Origin of the sequence: Amycolatopsis roodepoortensis, assembly GCF_024628825.1 — a bacterium.
Classification (GTDB): Bacteria; Actinomycetota; Actinomycetes; order Mycobacteriales; family Pseudonocardiaceae; genus Amycolatopsis; species Amycolatopsis roodepoortensis.
Genome location: NZ_CP102415.1, coordinates 7,559,967 through 7,575,412, shown reverse-complemented (window position 1 = coordinate 7,575,412; position 15,446 = coordinate 7,559,967). Strand labels below are relative to the sequence as shown.

The 15,446-nt window shown below is 70.0% G+C and carries 12 protein-coding genes; 6 read left to right on the top strand and 6 right to left on the bottom strand.

Features of this window, described 5'->3' with window-relative positions:
* Window positions 1-23: 23 nt before the first annotated feature.
* The 3 genes from NQK81_RS36455 to NQK81_RS36445 are packed head-to-tail and all read right to left on the bottom strand — an operon-like array spanning window position 24 to window position 2,940.
* Window positions 24-782, bottom strand: a complete 759-nt coding sequence (locus NQK81_RS36455; RefSeq protein WP_257485101.1) for an SDR family NAD(P)-dependent oxidoreductase — start codon at window positions 780-782, stop codon at window positions 24-26.
* Entirely contained in the window at window positions 779-2,080 is a 1,302-nt protein-coding gene (locus NQK81_RS36450; RefSeq protein WP_257485100.1) for an enolase C-terminal domain-like protein, read from the bottom strand. Before NQK81_RS36450 ends, NQK81_RS36455 begins: the two co-directional genes overlap by 4 nt.
* Window positions 2,080-2,940 carry a fumarylacetoacetate hydrolase family protein gene (locus NQK81_RS36445; RefSeq protein ID WP_257485099.1) on the bottom strand — a complete coding sequence of 287 codons (861 nt, stop codon included), beginning with the start codon at window positions 2,938-2,940 and terminating at the stop codon, window positions 2,080-2,082. Before NQK81_RS36445 ends, NQK81_RS36450 begins: the two co-directional genes overlap by 1 nt.
* A gap of 230 nt (window positions 2,941-3,170) precedes the next feature.
* On the opposite strand from NQK81_RS36445, the gene NQK81_RS36440 reads away from it, so the two are divergent.
* Window positions 3,171-4,418, top strand: coding sequence for a Bcr/CflA family multidrug efflux MFS transporter (locus tag NQK81_RS36440; protein WP_257485098.1), 1,248 nt, complete (start codon window positions 3,171-3,173; stop codon window positions 4,416-4,418).
* Window positions 4,419-4,452: 34 nt separating this feature from the next.
* On the opposite strand, the gene NQK81_RS36435 is transcribed toward NQK81_RS36440, so the two are convergent.
* The gene (locus tag NQK81_RS36435; protein ID WP_257485097.1) at window positions 4,453-5,682 is read right to left on the bottom strand and encodes an NAD(P)/FAD-dependent oxidoreductase; all 1,230 of its coding nucleotides are present in this window, start codon (window positions 5,680-5,682) and stop codon (window positions 4,453-4,455) included.
* A gap of 196 nt (window positions 5,683-5,878) precedes the next feature.
* Between NQK81_RS36435 and NQK81_RS36430 the strand changes: the two genes are divergently transcribed.
* The 3 genes from NQK81_RS36430 to NQK81_RS36420 all read left to right on the top strand — a co-directional run bounded on the left by NQK81_RS36430 (window position 5,879) and on the right by NQK81_RS36420 (window position 10,236).
* Complete coding sequence (locus NQK81_RS36430) at window positions 5,879-6,097, top strand: hypothetical protein (RefSeq protein WP_126733519.1); 219 nt, start codon at window positions 5,879-5,881, stop codon at window positions 6,095-6,097.
* A 58-nt stretch (window positions 6,098-6,155) separates the two neighbouring features.
* On the top strand, window positions 6,156-8,129 hold the full coding sequence (locus NQK81_RS36425) for an SDR family oxidoreductase (protein ID WP_257485096.1): 1,974 nt from the start codon (window positions 6,156-6,158) through the stop codon (window positions 8,127-8,129).
* Window positions 8,130-8,418: 289 nt separating this feature from the next.
* Window positions 8,419-10,236, top strand: coding sequence for a hypothetical protein (locus NQK81_RS36420; RefSeq protein WP_306856008.1), 1,818 nt, complete (start codon window positions 8,419-8,421; stop codon window positions 10,234-10,236).
* Window positions 10,237-10,262: 26 nt separating this feature from the next.
* On the opposite strand, the gene NQK81_RS36415 is transcribed toward NQK81_RS36420, so the two are convergent.
* Complete coding sequence (locus NQK81_RS36415; RefSeq protein WP_257489918.1) at window positions 10,263-11,579, bottom strand: aminotransferase-like domain-containing protein; 1,317 nt, start codon at window positions 11,577-11,579, stop codon at window positions 10,263-10,265.
* 128 nt (window positions 11,580-11,707) lie between these two features.
* Here NQK81_RS36415 and NQK81_RS36410 point away from each other — a divergent pair, with 128 nt between their 5' ends.
* A complete protein-coding gene (locus tag NQK81_RS36410) occupies window positions 11,708-12,535 on the top strand; it encodes an ABC transporter ATP-binding protein (RefSeq protein WP_126733523.1) in 828 nt (275 codons plus the stop codon).
* A 32-nt stretch (window positions 12,536-12,567) separates the two neighbouring features.
* On the top strand, window positions 12,568-13,224 hold the full coding sequence (locus NQK81_RS36405) for an O-methyltransferase (RefSeq protein WP_257485094.1): 657 nt from the start codon (window positions 12,568-12,570) through the stop codon (window positions 13,222-13,224).
* A gap of 198 nt (window positions 13,225-13,422) precedes the next feature.
* On the opposite strand, the gene NQK81_RS36400 is transcribed toward NQK81_RS36405, so the two are convergent.
* A complete protein-coding gene (locus tag NQK81_RS36400; protein WP_257485093.1) occupies window positions 13,423-15,363 on the bottom strand; it encodes a transglycosylase domain-containing protein in 1,941 nt (646 codons plus the stop codon).
* Window positions 15,364-15,446 lie beyond the last annotated feature (83 nt).

Sequence of the window (15,446 nt, the reverse complement as noted above, 5' to 3'; positions counted from 1 at the left end):
ATCCTCCTTGATGACAGCGAAAACTACTGCTGGACCGGGCCGCGCGGACGCAGCCCGTACATACCTCCGTCGACAGCGAGCGCCGTGCCGGTGGTCGAAGCCGACAGCGGGCTGGCGAGGTACACGACCGCGTTGGCGACCTCGTCCGCGGTGACCAGCCTGCCCATGGGCTGACGGGCGGCGAGCGCGGCGCGTTCGGCCTCCGGATCGCCCGCCGCGTCGAGCAGCCTGCCGACCCACGGGGTGTCCGCGGTGCCGGGGCAGACGCAGTTGACCCGGATCCGGTCGGCGAGGTGGTCGGTCGCCATCGCCAGGGTCAGCGAGAGCACCGCGCCCTTGCTGGCCGAGTACAGCGCGCGGTTGGGCAGGCCCGCCCACGCGGCGATCGAGCAGGTGTTGACGATCGCGGCCGACGGCGAGTTCTTCAGATGCGGCAACGCCGCCCGCGCCAGCCGCACCATGCCGACGACGTTGATGTCGAGCACGCGGTGCCATTCGTCGTCGCCGTTGGCGGTGACGTCGCCCTGCGCGCCGATGCCCGCGTTGTTGACCAGGACGTCGAGCCTGCCGAACCGGTCCACGACCGCGTCGATCGCCGACCGGACCTCCTTGTCGGAGCCGACGTCGCAACGGAATCCGGCGAGGCCTTCGGGAAGGTCGCCGGGATTCAGGTCGAGGACCGCGACCTTCGCCCCGCGGGAGGCGAGCAGGTCCGCGGTGGCCCGGCCGATTCCCGACGCGCCTCCAGTGACCGCCGCGACGAGGCCTTCGAACTCACTCACTTGCTTGTCTCCGTCCATTCCGGACCGTCGGGGAAGGTGAACCGGCGCAGTGTCGCGTCGTGCATCCGGGCCGAGAAACCCGGCGCGGACGGGGCGACGTAGCGGCCGTCGACGACGGCGGCCGGATCGGTGAAGTGCTCGTGGAGATGGTCGACCCATTCGATGGACCGGTCGGTGTCGGAACCGGACACCGCCACGAAGTCGAACATCGACAGGTGCCGGACGAGTTCGCACAGCCCGACGCCGCCGGCGTGCGGGCACACCGGGATCCCGAACTTGGCCGCCAGCAACAGGATCGCCAGGTTCTCGTTGAACCCGCCGACCCTGGCGGCGTCCAGCTGCAGTACCGAGATCGCGCCCGCCTGCAGCAACTGCTTGAACACCACGCGGTTCTGGACGTGCTCGCCGGTGGCCACGCGGATCGGGGCGAGCGCCTTGGCGATCGCGGCGTGCCCGAGCACGTCGTCCGGCGAGGTGGGTTCCTCGATCCAGTACGGGTCGTACGGCGCCAGCGCGGTCATCCAGGTGATCGCGGTCGAGACGTCCCAGCGCTGGTTCGCATCGACGGCGACCCGGATGTCCGGGCCGACAGTCTCGCGGGCGAGTTTCATCCGGCGGACGTCGTCCTCCAGATTCCCGCCGACCTTCAGCTTGATCATCTCGAAGCCGTCCGCCACCGCCTGTTCGGCGAGCCGGATCAGTTTCGCGTCCGAGTAGCCGAGCCAGCCGGGAGAAGTGCTGTACGCGCGGTAGCCGTCACGCTCGATCCGGGCGATCCGCCCGGCGCGGCCCGGCTCGGCGGCACGGAGGATGTCGAGCGCCTCCTGCTCGGTCAGCGCGTCGGTCAGGTAGCGGAAGTCGACGAGGGAGACCAGCTCCTCCGGCGACATCCCGGCGGCGAAGCGCCAGACCGGGAGTCCGGCGATCCGTGCGGCGAGATCCCACGCGGCGTTGACGACCGCGCCGATCGCCATATGCGCGACACCCTTTTCGGGGCCGAGCCACCGCAGTTGCGAGTCGCCGACCAACGCCCGCGACAGGTCGCCGAGCGCGGCCGCGTCGGTCGGCACGTCCCTGCCGACGACGTGCGATTCCAGCGCGCGGATCGCCGCGGCCTGGACGTCGTTGCCGCGGCCGATGGTGAAGGCGAGCCCGTAACCGTCCGGACCGCCATCGGTGTGCAGCACGACGTACGCGGCCGAGTAGTCCGGGTCCGGGTTCATGGCGTCCGAACCGTCGAGCTCCCGCGAGGTGGGGAACCGGACGTCGAGCACCTCCATACCCACGATCTTCGCCATCACGCCTGCCTGACGTTCTGGCGCTGACGGCCGAGGCCGTCGATTTCGAGCTCGATGACGTCACCTTCGCGCAGATACGGCTTGGGATCGGGCTGCCCGAGGGCGACGCCCTGCGGAGTGCCGGTGTTGATGAGGTCTCCGGGGCGCAGCACCATGTACTGGCTCACGTAGTGCACGATCTCGGCGACCGAAAAGATCATGTCCTTGGTCGAGGAGTCCTGCTTCTTCTCGCCGTTGACCCACAACCGCAGGCCGAGGTCCTGCGGGTCGGGCACCTCGTCGGCGGTGACCAGCCACGGGCCGAGCGGGTTGAAGTTCTCGCACGACTTGCCCTTGTCCCAGGTGCCGCCGCGTTCGAGCTGGAACTCGCGCTCGGACACGTCGTTCGAGACGGTGTAGCCGGCGACGTACTGCAAGGCTTCTTCGGCGCTTTCGAGGTAGCGCGCGGTCTTGCCGATGACGACGCCGAGCTCGACCTCCCAGTCGGTCTTCGTCGAACCGCGCGGCACGAGCACGTCGTCCTGCGGTCCGACCACGACGTCGGGGGCCTTCATGAACACGACGGGCTCGGCCGGGACCTCGGCGCCGGACTCCTCGGCGTGCTGCCGGTAGTTGAGGCCGATGCAGACGACCTTGCCGGGCCGCGCGATCGGCGCGCCCACCCTGGCCCGCGCGGCTTCGGGACCGGCTTCGGGCAGCTCACCGGCGGCCAGCGCGGCGGCGACCCTGGCGACGCCGTCGCTCGCGAAGAAGCCGCCATCGATGTCGGCGGTCAGCGCCGAGAGGTCGCGCAGCGTGCCGTCCCCGGCACGTACGAACGGACGCTCACTTCCCGGCTCCCCGAGTCGCAACAGCTGCACGGATCTTCCCTTCAAGCCGAACCGCCAACAATCAACGGCTCCCACAGCAACGAACAGACATCCGATGTATACCCGACGACCTTCGCCGAGATCTAGGGGCCGTTCGGATTTCCGCCGAAAATTGATCGGATCAGTCTTGCGAAGTCCGGGTGGCGAGACTCACAGCGGGAATAGTTACCTACTCTAAGCAAGTTGTTCCTCGCGGAACCATGACTGGGGAAGGAACGAGCATGACCATCGCGCCCGAGCGAGTGGAAGAACCCGTCGCGCGGCCCGTCACGACCGGCCGCGCCCGGTTCGTCCTGATCCTCGGCGGCCTGTCCGCCTTCGGGCCCCTGTCCATCGACATGTACCTGCCCGCGCTGCCGCAGATGGCGGGCGAACTGCGCGCGGCGGACGCGACCGTCCAGCTCACGCTGAGCGCGTTCATCATCGGGCTCGCCATCGGCCAGCTGATCCTCGGACCGCTGTCCGACGCGATCGGCCGCCGCAAACCACTCGTGGCTGGCCTCGCGCTCTACATGATCGGCTCGATCCTGTGCGCCGTCGCCCCGACCGCCGAACTGCTCATCGCCGCACGCGGCGTCCAAGCCTTCGGTGCCGCGGCCGGCATCGTGATCGCCAGGGCGACCGTGCGCGACCTCTACTCCGGCACCGCGATGACGAAGTTCTTCTCGCTGCTCATGCTGGTCAACGGGCTCGCCCCGATCCTGGCGCCGATCATCGGCGGCCAGATCCTGAACTGGACCTCGTGGCGCGGCGTGTTCGTCTGCCTGACCGTGTTCGGCGCGATCCTGCTCGCCGTCGTCTTCTTCCTGCTGCCGGAACCCCTGCCCGAGGCACGCCGCACCCCCGCGCGGTTCAGCTCGGTGCTGCGGAAGTACGCGAGCCTGCTCCGCGACCGCGGCTTCCTCGGCTACGCGCTGGCCTCCGGGCTGATGTTCGGGAGCCTGTTCGCCTACATCTCCGGCTCGTCCTTCGCGCTGCAAGGCGTCTACGGGCTCAGCCCGCAGGCGTACAGCCTGGTCTTCGGGCTCAACGGCATCGGCATCGTGGCCGTCGGCCAGCTGAACGGGCGCATCGTCGGCCGCTTCCCGGAGCGGACGCTGCTGACCGTCGGTCTCGTCATCGCGGCGATCGCCGGATTCGGCGTCCTGGCCGCGACGGTGCTGGACCTCGGCCTGATCGGGCTGCTGATCCCGCTGTTCGTCCTGGTGTCCAGTATCGGCATGGTCGCGCCGAACGCGAGCTCGCTCGCGCTCGCCGAACAGGCGCGGTCCGCCGGTTCGGCCTCGGCGCTGCTCGGCGTGCTGCAGTTCGTCGTCGGCGGGCTGGCGACGCCGCTGGTCGGGCTGGGCGGTCCGGGCACCGCGGTCCCGATGGGGATCGTGATGGCGGCCTTCGGCGTGCTCGCGCTGCTGGCCTTCGGGACCATGACGCGGTCCGCCACAGGGGCCATGGCGGTCGCGCGGGCGTAGGGGCTCGTGAGTGGTCAGGACGGTTAGAACCGTCCTAACCACTCACGAGTCCGTTGAGGTCAGCGGTCCTCAGCTGCTCCGCGGTCACCGTCGCGCGTCCCTCGACCAGGGCCTTCAAGGCGTCCCCGTCATCCCACTGGTTGACGTTCATCGCGGCGGCCACCTGCCCGTCCCGCAGCCAGAACGCCGTGAAGTCGCGCGACGCGAGGTCGCCCCGCACCACGAGCTCGTCACGTTCGGGATCGGCGAGCCCCCGGTATTCGCAGCCGAGGTCGTACTGGTCCGAGAAGAAATACGGGCTCCGCAGATACGGCTCGTTCTCGCCCAGCAGGTTCCCGGCGACGTGCTCGCCCTGCCATTTCGCGTTCGACCAGTGCTCGACGCGGACACGCTTTCCGTAGCGGGGATGGAAATGCGCGGCGATGTCGCCGATGGCGTAGACGTCGGGCGCCGCGGTCCGCAGGCCGGCGTCGGCGCAGACACCGCCGTCGTCGGACAGTTCCAGCCCGGCGGCGTGCGCGAGGTCGACCCGGGGCGCGGCGCCGACGGCCACGAGTACGACGTCCGCGGGAAGCTCGTCACCACTCTTCAGGCGGACGCCCGTCACCCCGTCCGGGCCGCCGGTGAAGCCGGCGACGCCTTCACCCAGCCGCCAGTTCACGCCGTGCTCGGTGTGCAGGCCCTTGAAAACCCCGGACACCTGCTCGCCCAGCACCGCGAGCAGCGGTGAGCCGACCTGGTCGACCACGGTCACTTCGGCGCCGTGTTCCCTGGCGGCCGCCGCGGCCTCGGTCCCGATCCAGCCCGCGCCGACGATCACCACCCGCCTGGCGTCCTTGAACGCCGAACGCAGCGCCAGCGCGTCGTCGAGGGTGCGCAGGGTCCGCAGTCCCGGCAGATCCCCGCCGGGCACCGGCAGTGAGCGCGGTCGTGAGCCGGTCGCGAGCACGAGCCGGTCGAAACGGTGTTCACCGCCCGCGTCGTCGTGCACGAGGCGGGCGCCGAGCTCGATCTTGGTCGCGGTCGCGCCGCTGGAGAACGCGATGTCCTTCTCCGCGTAGAAACCCTCGTCGTGCACCCAGTCGGGTTCATCGGTGTTGCCAAGCAAAAGCCCTTTGGACAACGCCGGTAATTCGTACGGGCGATGGGTGTCGGTGCCGAGTAGCAGGATCTCTCCCGCGTAACCGCGTTCCCGCAGCGTCCCGGCCGCCGTCGCTCCGGCGAGACCGGCTCCGACGATGACGATCTTCCTGGGTTCGGACATCCATGACCTCCCAAGCAGTGCCTCCCCCGGACGCTACTCCCGTTCCTCCACTTCCGGCCTAGCGAGAACGGAAGTCGATCACGATATGAAGGATCGGTTAACCCATCAGTAGGAATGTCGGGTAACTCGCGTCACGGCCCCGAAAGCGCCTCGTCCCAGCCTCGGACGAGAAAGGGAGATCATGGGATACGGGAGGATGAGGACGTTGGCACCCCGGGACGAATGGTCGGTCGGCTGCCGGGATCTCGCGGGCAGGCGCAGGGACGTGACGGTGTTCGTGAGCAGCGACAAGATCGTGCTCGTGGCGCCGCCCGGAGAGGCCGCCGTGCTCGGGCCGCTGGACGTGGGGCGCCTGCGCGCCGCGCTCCGCGACGCCGTGGTCGCGGTGGCCGAGCATCCGGACCACCATGAATGACAACTACCGTTCCTACTTCTGAGTAGGTAGAGTCGGCCCCGTTCGGAAGGAGCCGGCCATGACCACCTACTTCGTGACGGGCGCGACGGGTTTTCTGGGAAAACGCCTGGTCGCGCGCCTACTACGGCGACCTGAGACCGTAGCCGTCCACGTTCTCGTGAGGGAGACCTCACGCGGGAAGCTCCCGAGCCACGAGAAGCTCGTTCCCGTCACCGGCGATCTGACCGAACCCCTGCTGGGCATCGATCCCGCCCGCCTGGAACCCCTTGACCACGTCGTGCATCTCGGCGCGATCTACGACCTCACCGCGGACGAAGCGGCGAACCGCGCGGCCAATGTCGACGGCACCCGCAACGTCCTGGAGTTCGCCGCCGCCGCGAAGGCCGGGCTCTTCCACCACGTCTCGTCGATCGCGGTCGCCGGGCAGTACGCCGGGCGGTTCACCGAGGCCGACTTCGACCTCGGCCAGAGTTTCGCTTCGCCGTACCACGCGACGAAGTTCGAGGCGGAGAAACTCGTGCGGCAGCACGGGAAAACGCCGTTCCGGGTGTACCGGCCGTCCGCCGTGGCCGGTGATTCGCGCACCGGCGAGATGGACAAGATCGACGGTCCGTACTACTTCCTGCCCGCGATCTCGCGGCTCGCCGCGCTGCCCCGCCGTCTCCCGCTGGCCGCCCCGGATCTCGGCGCCACGAACCTCGTTCCGGTCGACTACGTCGTCGAGGCGATGGAACACCTCATGCACGCCGACGCGCCCAGCGGGAGCACGTACCACCTGGCGTCACCCCGGCCGCAACCGCTTCACGAGGTCTACAACGCCTTCGCCCGGGCCGCGGGCGGGCCGAAGATCTCCGCGGTCCTTCCTCCCGGACCGTCCGGAGCGCTGAAGCGCGCCGGAACCCGGCTGGCGAAATCCGCGGCCGCCGGATTCGACCGGGTCCCTGGCGGGCGTTCGGCCCGGGCGGCGGTGCTCGCGGAACTCGGCATCCCGCTCGAAGTGCTGCCGCATCTGAGCATGGAGGTCGACTTCGACACGAGCGCGACGACGGCCGCGCTCGAAGGCAGCGGGATCACCTTGCCGCCGTTGAAGGAGTACGCCGGTCCGCTCTACCGGTACTGGCTGGAGCACCTGGATCCCGACCGCGGCCGCCGCCGTCCGGGGCCGGAACCCCTCGAAGGCCGGAAGGTGCTGATCACCGGCGCTTCCTCGGGTATCGGTCGCGCGTCCGCGCTCGCCGTCGCCGCGAAGGGCGGCGAAGTGATCCTCGTGGCCAGGCGCGCCGACGAACTCGAACAGGTCCGCGAGCAGATCGTCGCGGCGGGCGGGAAGGCGTCGGCGTATCCGTGCGACCTCACCGACGGCGGTGCCGTCGACGCGCTGGTCAAGGACGTGCTCGCCGCGCACGGCGCCGTCGACATGCTGGTCAACAACGCGGGCCGCTCGATCCGGCGGTCGCTTTCGCTGTCCACCGAACGGTTCCACGACTACGAGCGGACGATGGCGATCAACTACTTCGGCCCCGTGCGGCTGACGCTGGGCCTGCTGCCGTCGATGACCGCGCGCGGATTCGGGCACGTCGTCAACGTGACCACCCAAGGACTGCAAACGGACACCCCGCGGTTTTCCGCTTACCTGGCCTCGAAGGCCGCGCTGGAGGAGTTCGGGCTGACCGCCGGCCGGGAAACGCTTTCCGACGGCGTCACCTTCACCTCGGTCCGGATGCCGCTGGTGCGCACCGACATGATCGCGCCGACCGGTTCGTATCGCGGCATGCCGTCGAGCTCCCCCGAACGCGCCGCCGCACTGGTGGTGAAGGCACTGGAGAAACGACCCGAGATCCTGAACCTGCCCGAAGGAACCGCCGCCGAACTCGTGACGCTCGTCGCACCGAAGACGGCACGGTTCTTCGCCCATCTCGTCTACCGCGCCATGCCCGAGTCCGCGCCGGAATCCCGTGGCCTGCCCCGGAAGGCTCCGCTCGCGTCGGTGGCGGGCGCGGTCACCCGGCTGGTCTGGCGCCGCCGTCCCTGAGAGCCTGTGGGCGGAGCTGAGGTTTTCCCCGGAAAGTGACCATACGCGTGAACCCGCCCGGCCGAAGGCCCCGCTGTCGCGGTGGCAGGGCGCCCTTAACCACCTTCGCGACCAGGAAGACCAGGTCGCGCCCTGTCGACGTCGATCGCGGACGCGGGTTCACCTATAGACACTGACGTCCCGCCGCCGGGGCTCGATCGGGGGACGCCCCCGGCCGCTACCATCGGTTTCCGATACGCCGGGGGGTCGGCGGGCACGGGCCGAGGCAGGACGACCGGGAAGGGGCAGTGTGGACGTCGCCAGTCCCCCGCTGTCGACCGGACCGGACGCGGCTGGGAGGTCAGCGGTACGTCCGTCCAGGACAGTGCTGAGGCTGTCCCTCCACGCGGTCTGGGTGCTCGCGCTCGCCGTCGCCACCGAACTCCGGGTGGGGCGCTTCGGTTTCCACCCTTCGGACCAGGGCTTCATCCTCGCCCAGGCGTGGCGGGTGCTGCACGGCGAAGTCCCGCATTCCGACATCATCTCCGCGCGGCCACTGGGTTCGGCGTACCTGCACATCGTCGACTTCGCGCTGCCGGGGCCGCTGTTCTTCGTCTCCAGCGTGCTCAGCATGCTGGAGATCATCCTGGCGACCATCGCGTTCGCCGTGCTGGTCACCCGGCGCCGCGTCCGCGACTGGGGCCCGGGGCTCACCGGGCTGACGGCGGCCGCGTCGCTGCTGAACCTCAACGCCTTCCCGCTGATGGCCTGGCACACGATCGACGGGATCTTCCTGACCGCCTGCGGTGCCTGGGCACTGGATTCGGGGCTGCGCAACGGCAAGGCGTGGCCGCGGCGGCTCGGCCTGGTGCTGCTGGGCACCGCGGTGTTCGTCAAACAGAGTTTCGCGCCGGTACCGCTGATCGCGCTGTGCTGGCTGCTGCTGCACCCGTCACTACGGGAAGGCGCGTTCCGCACCGGCCGCTGGTGGGCCCGGCTGGCCTGGGATCTGCTGGCGCTGGGCGCCTTCCTGGTGGTCTACATCGGAATCGTCGCCCTCGACGGCGGGCTGGGCGCGATGGCCGAGCAGCTCACCGGCGGCCTGCCCGCGTACGGCGAGCGGCTTCTCGGGCTGTGGCTGGAAAACCCCGCGTCGCTGCTGCGGCCGCCGGTACGGGGCTTGACCTTCTTCGCGATCGCCGGGGTGTTCCTGGCCCTGCTGGGGATCTTCCGCGAGCGCGCGGGCCGCGCCGGGGCGGTCCTCGCGCGGCTGCTGCTCCTGGCAGGCGTGGCGGTGGTGGTCGGCACCGTCGTCGACGGGCATTTCACCGGCGCGTCGCGCTGGGCGGACGTCCTCTGGTGGATCCTCGGTGTCGCGCTGCTGGTGAACTGGGCGGCGACGCGGCGGTTCTCGCGGATGGGCGCGCTCGTCTTCGCGACCGGCTTCATGACCAGCCTGTCCTGGGGGAACGACACACCGACGCTGTTCACCGGAACACTGGCGCTGACGGCGATCCTGCTGCTGGCGGACGCGCTGCCGCCGCTGCCGGAGCCGTCCCGCCGGCTCGGGCTGGCGGGTGCCACGGCGATGGGCCTGGTCGCGGTGCTGGCGTCGGGCTGGGCCGTGGTCGCGCACCACGACGAAGCCGCGTACCTCGACATGGCGCACGAGAAGCTGACCGGTGACCTCGGCGAGGTGACGCCCTCGATGCGCGGGATCCGGACGAATCCGGGCACCTTCACCTACATCTCCCAGATCCAGGACTGCGTCATGCGATTCCCCGCCGGGCGCACGGCCGTCCTGCCGGACAACCCGTTCGCGTATCCCGCCTTCGGCCTGCGCAACCCGTTCCCGCTGGAATGGCCGCTGCCGCTGGAGATCGTCGCCGATGCTCCGGAGCGCATGCTCTCGACGGCCGACGTCCTCAACCGCGAAGGCGATTACCTGGTGCTGTTCCAGACCGTCAGCATGCCCGCGCTGGCCAAAGGCGGGCCGGTGCCCGCCGAGGTCGCCGGGGACGCGCCGATCTTCGACTACCTCGGCCTGGAGAACGCGCTGCGGTCGCGGCTCACCGGGCAGACCGTCACCTGCGGCAGCTTCGTCGGCAAGTGGGCGCCCCGCCCCTGACGCGTTTAGTCCTCTGAATGCGGGGGTCAGTCGACGCCGGCGTCCTCGGGGCGGCCGGAAGCCAGACCGGCGAGGACGTCCAAGGCTGCCGCGAGCGTTTCGAGCGGCGGCGACGAGACGGCGAGGCGCACCGCGTTCGGGGCGTGACCGGGGACGACGGCGAACGCGGCCGCCGGGGTGACCGCGATCCCGCGCCGCGCGGCCGCGGCGACGAAGGTCTCGGCGCGCCAGTGTTCGGGGAGCTCCCACCAGCAGTGATACGCCTGCGGATCGGCGTGCAGGGCGAACCCGGCCAGCCGCGCCGCCGTCACCCGCTGGCGTTCCGCGGCGTCGAGCCGTTTCGCCCGCTCGACGGTTTCCAGCGTCCCGCCGGTGATCCACCGGGTGGCGGCTTCGACGGCGAGCCGGGGCGCGACCCAGCCGCCCGAGCGCACGGCCGCGGCCAGCCGTTCCCGCCATTCCGCCGGGACGGCGAGGAAGCCGGTGGTCAGCCCCGGGGCGAGCCGTTTCGACATGCTGTCGACGAACACGGTGCGCTCCGGAGCGTACGCCGCGAACGGGCGGACCTCGGGCCGGAGGAAGGTGTAGATACCGTCCTCGATCACCGGGATGTCCATCCGCCGCACGGTTTCCGCCAGCTCGGCGCGCCGCGCTTCGTCCATTGTGGACCCGAGCGGATTGTGCAGCGTCGGCTGGACGTACAGCGCGCGCACGGACGCGGCTTCGAGCGCCTCGGGAACGAGACCCCTGTCGTCGGTCTCGATGGGCACCAACTGGACACCGAGCCGTCCGGCGAGTGCCTTGACCACGGGATAGGTGATGGCTTCGACGGCGAGGCGCTCCCCCATCGGCACGAAGGCGGCGATGGCGGCCGCGATGGCCTGGCGCCCGCTCCCGGCGAAGAGGATCTCCGGCGTCCAGCCGTCCTTCGCGAGCAGCCCGGCGACGGCGTCACGTGCCTGCTTCGAGCCCGAGACGCTTCCCGGCCGCAGCGCCGCTGTCAGGACGTCTTCACGCAGCAGCGGCTCCAGCGCCTTCCCGACCAGCGCCGACTGCTCCGGAAGGACGGCGAAGTTGAGCTCGAGGTCGACCGTCGCGCCACCGGGTTCGGCGAGCGCGGTCTCCAGCGGCGGCTTCGCGGCGCGGACGAACGTGCCCCGGCCGACCTCGCCGACCACGACACCTCTCCGGACGAGTTCGCCGTAGACCCTGGCGGCGGTCGAGTTCGCGATCCCGCGTTCGCGGGCGAACCGCCGCTGCGGGGGCAGCCGGTCGCCTGGCCGGAGCCTTCCGGCCTCGACGTCGGCGGAGATCTCGTCCGCGACTATCCGGTAGTCCTCCATGCCGTCCTTCGATCGCACCGAGTGCATTCACGCGATTGCACTGGGGATGATGCCATCGACGAACGTCGTGAGCCGACTGCGACCTACGGAACACCACAACGGCGGACTCCTAGGTTAGCCTAACCTGCGTGGAGACCGTGGAAACCCTCACCGAGCAGAGCACGACGTCCCGCCTGCACGCGGACGCGCTGACGCTCGCCTACGACGGCCGGACCGTGGCCGAAGACCTCGGGGTGGTCATCCCCGACCGGTCGTTCACCGTCATCGTCGGCCCGAACGCCTGCGGCAAGACGACCCTGCTGCGCGCGCTCGCGCGGATGCTCAAACCCCGCCAGGGGTCGGTGTTCCTCGACGGGCAGGTGATCAGCTCCTTCCCCGCCAAGGAGGTCGCCCGGCGGCTCGGCCTGCTCCCGCAGAGCTCGATCGCGCCCGACGGCATCACCGTCGCGGACCTCGTCGCGCGTGGCCGGTACCCGCACCAGCGCCTGCTGCGCCAGTGGTCCCGTGAGGACGCCACCGTGGTCGCCGAGTCCATGCGCGCCACCGGGGTCGACGACCTCGCCGAGCGGCTGGTCGACGAACTGTCGGGCGGCCAGCGGCAGCGCGTGTGGATGGCGATGGCGCTCGCGCAGGAGACCGATCTCCTGCTGCTCGACGAGCCGACGACGTACCTGGACATCGCCCACCAGATGGACATCCTCGACCTGTGCGCGCAACTGCACCAGGAACAGGGCCGGACGCTGGTGGCGGTGCTGCACGACCTCAACCACGCCGCCCGCTACGCGACGCACATGATCGCGATGCGCGGCGGAGAGGTCCTGGCGACGGGCTCGCCCGAAGAGGTCGTGACCGCGGCCAACGTCGAGAAGATCTTCGAGCTGCCCTGCCGGGTGATGCCGTGCCCCGAAACCGGGACCCCGCTGGTGATCCCGAAGGCCGGGCGCCGCGCCGCGTGATCATCCCGGAGTAGGTTGGCGGCGGAGGTGCCATGTCACAGCAACTGTGGTCCGAAGTGGACGATTATCTGTCCGGGGTGCTCATCCCGTCCGATCCCGCCCTCGAAGGCGCGCGTGAGGCGTCGGATCGGGCCGGGCTGCCGTCGATCGCCGTCGCGCCGAACCAGGGCAAACTGCTCAACCTGATGGCGAGGATGATCGGCGCCCGGTCCATCCTGGAGATCGGCACGCTCGGCGGGTACAGCACGATCTGGCTCGCCCGCGCCCTGCCGCCGCAGGGCAGGCTCGTCACCCTCGAATACGACCCGAAGCACGCCGAGGTCGCGCGCGCCAACATCGAAGCGGCCGGGCTCGGCGGGCTGGTCGACGTCCGCGTCGGCAAGGCGCTGGACCTGCTGCCCTCGGTCGAGGGCCCGATCGATCTGGCCTTCATCGACGCCGACAAGGTCAACAACCCGGCGTACTTCGAGGCGTCGCTGAAGCTGGTCCGGCCCGGCGGCGTGATCGTGGTCGACAACGTCGTCCGCGGTGGCGCGGTGACCGACGCCGCCAGCGAAGACCCGAACGTCCAAGGGATCAGGCGGCTGCACGAGATGATCGCCGCCGAACCCCGCGTCGACGCGACGGCCGTCCAGACGGTGGGCAGCAAGGGCTACGACGGGCTCACCGTCGTGCTGGTGAAGCCCTGACGGCTCCCTCGGCCGGGTCGTCGCGGTCCGGCCGGGTGTTGCGAAAGCCACTTTCGCAACGTTGAAGGTTGCGAAAGTGGCTTTCGCAACGTCGGCGTGGCCCGGTCCGGCGCCGTGCCCCCGGTGACCGTGTCGCGAAAGCCACTTTCGCGACGTCTGGTGTCCCGAAAGTGGCTTTCGCGACACCACGAACAGGCCTCACCGCGGCGCCGTCGTGACCGGCCGCGGACCCGAGCCCTCCGGCCACCGCACCGGCATCCCCTGGTGCACACCGTTCATGAAGCGCTGCCAGACGTCGGCCGGGATCGTCCGCCCGGTCAGTTTCTCCCCGGCGGCGTCCCGCATCCGGCGCGGCTCGTCGGAGCCGACCCAGACCGCCGTCGCGAGCTGCGGCGTGTACCCGACCGCCCAGCCGCCGGCGTTGTCGTCCGTCTCGTCGAACTGGAAGTCGCCGGTCTTCAGCGCCGCCGGGCGGTCCTTCAGGCCGGTGGCCAGCACCTGGCTCATTTCGCTCGCGATCCGGCGGCTCAGCGCCTCGTCGTCCTTGAACGCGGGCGCCCTGTCCGACGGCCGTTCCCACACGATCTCGCCGTTCTCGTCCCGGATCTTCGACACCAGATGCGGGGTGGCGCGCATACCGTCGGCGGCGAAGGTCGCGTAGGCACCGGCCATGTCGCTGGGGCGCAGGGGATACCGGCCGACCGCGATCCCGGGGCTGATCAGGAATCCGTCCTTCTCCCGCAGTGTCACCGCGCCGTCGACGGTCTCGGGGATCCCGGCCGCGCGGGCGCTTTCGCGGACCGCTTCCGCGCCCAGTTTCTTCGCCAGGTCGACGAACGGGCCCCGGGCGCCCCGCCCCATCGCCTCGCGCAACGTGCACTTCCCGGCTTCACCGCACTGGTCCTCGAATTTGAAGGTTTCGCCGAGGAAGTCGACCTCCGCGGGCGCCTTGAGCGGCTCGTCCACGTTCACTCCCCGTTCGAGACCGGCGGCGAGGATGAACGGCTGGAAGGCGGAGCCGGTGCCGTACGGGGTACCGGCGTAGTCGTGCACGCTCCAGCCACCGCCGTTGTAGGCGCGGATGGCGCCGGTCCCGGGTTCGACGGCGACCAGCGACGCGCGGAAGTGCTCCGGTTGTCCCTTCAAGCGTTCCTTGACCGCCTTCTCGGCTTCGGCCTGCGCTCGCGGATCGATGGTCGTCTCGACCTTCATCGCGCCGCTGCGGAGCCGGTCGAGCGGATAGCCGACCTGTTCCAGTTCCGCGAGGACCTGCTGCTTGATGTGGTACTGCTCGTAGGTCACGCGACCGGCCCGGGTCTCCGACGGCGCCTGGATCGCGTCCTCCGGGTAGGTCATGGTGACCGCTTCGGCCTGGCTGACGTAACCGCGCGCGACCAGCTTGTTCATCACGTAGGACCAGCGCTTCATCGCGTGCTCATGGCTGGAGGCGTACGGGTCGTGCACCGAAGGCGACTGGATCATGCCCGCGAGGAACGCCGCCTCGCTCCAGGTCATCGAGTCGTCCAGCTTGCGGCCGAAGTAGGCGTTCATCGCCGACGCCGGGCCGTAGGTGCCGCGGCCGAACGAGATGATGTTGACGTAGCTTTCGAAGATCTCCTTCTTGGTCTGCTGCTGGGTGATCTTCGTGGCGAGCACCAGCTCGGAGAACTTGCGGGTGAGGGTGGCGTCCTCGTTGCCGGTGGATTTCTTGATGTACTGCTGGGTGATCCCCGAACCGCCGCCGACGCCGGTCACCAGCGCGCGGCCGAGCCCGGTGAGGTCGAAGCCCTCGTTGTCCCAGAAGGTCGGGTCCTCGGTCGCGACGATCGCGTCGCGCAGTTTCGCGGGGACGGCGTCGTACGGCACGAACAGCCGGTCGCCGCCGGGCGGGACCACCTTGAGCAGTTCGGAACCGTCGGCGTTCTGCAGGACCACGGTCTTGTCGAGGTCGGCGAGGACCTCTTGCGGGCTGCGGACGTCGAGCAGGACGTACGCGAGCCCGAACGCGACGACGGGGATGCCGACGAGCAGGCCGAGCGTCCAGGCGGCGATCCGCCGCCACCTGCGCTTCTTCCCTTTCGGCTCAGGGGTGGCCGTGGTCTGCGACTCGGGTGCGTCTGCCTCATCCGGGTTCTCCACGCCAGGTTAGACGCCCGAACGAGTGAAAAGGTTGTGGGAAAATCACCGAATCGCGCCCAACCCCCTCCCGCATTCAGAGGACG

Excerpts from the sequence above, each read along its gene's own strand:
- NQK81_RS36450 (WP_257485100.1), bottom strand. The coding sequence starts at position 2,080 with ATGGCGAAGATCGTGGGTATGGAGGTGCTCGACGTCCGGTTCCCCACC.
- NQK81_RS36440 (WP_257485098.1), top strand. The coding sequence starts at position 3,171 with ATGACCATCGCGCCCGAGCGAGTGGAAGAACCCGTCGCGCGGCCCGTC.
- NQK81_RS36435 (WP_257485097.1), bottom strand. The coding sequence starts at position 5,682 with ATGTCCGAACCCAGGAAGATCGTCATCGTCGGAGCCGGTCTCGCCGGA.
- NQK81_RS36430 (WP_126733519.1), top strand. The coding sequence starts at position 5,879 with ATGAGGACGTTGGCACCCCGGGACGAATGGTCGGTCGGCTGCCGGGAT.
- NQK81_RS36425 (WP_257485096.1), top strand. The coding sequence starts at position 6,156 with ATGACCACCTACTTCGTGACGGGCGCGACGGGTTTTCTGGGAAAACGC.
- NQK81_RS36415 (WP_257489918.1), bottom strand. The coding sequence starts at position 11,579 with ATGGAGGACTACCGGATAGTCGCGGACGAGATCTCCGCCGACGTCGAG.
- NQK81_RS36405 (WP_257485094.1), top strand. The coding sequence starts at position 12,568 with ATGTCACAGCAACTGTGGTCCGAAGTGGACGATTATCTGTCCGGGGTG.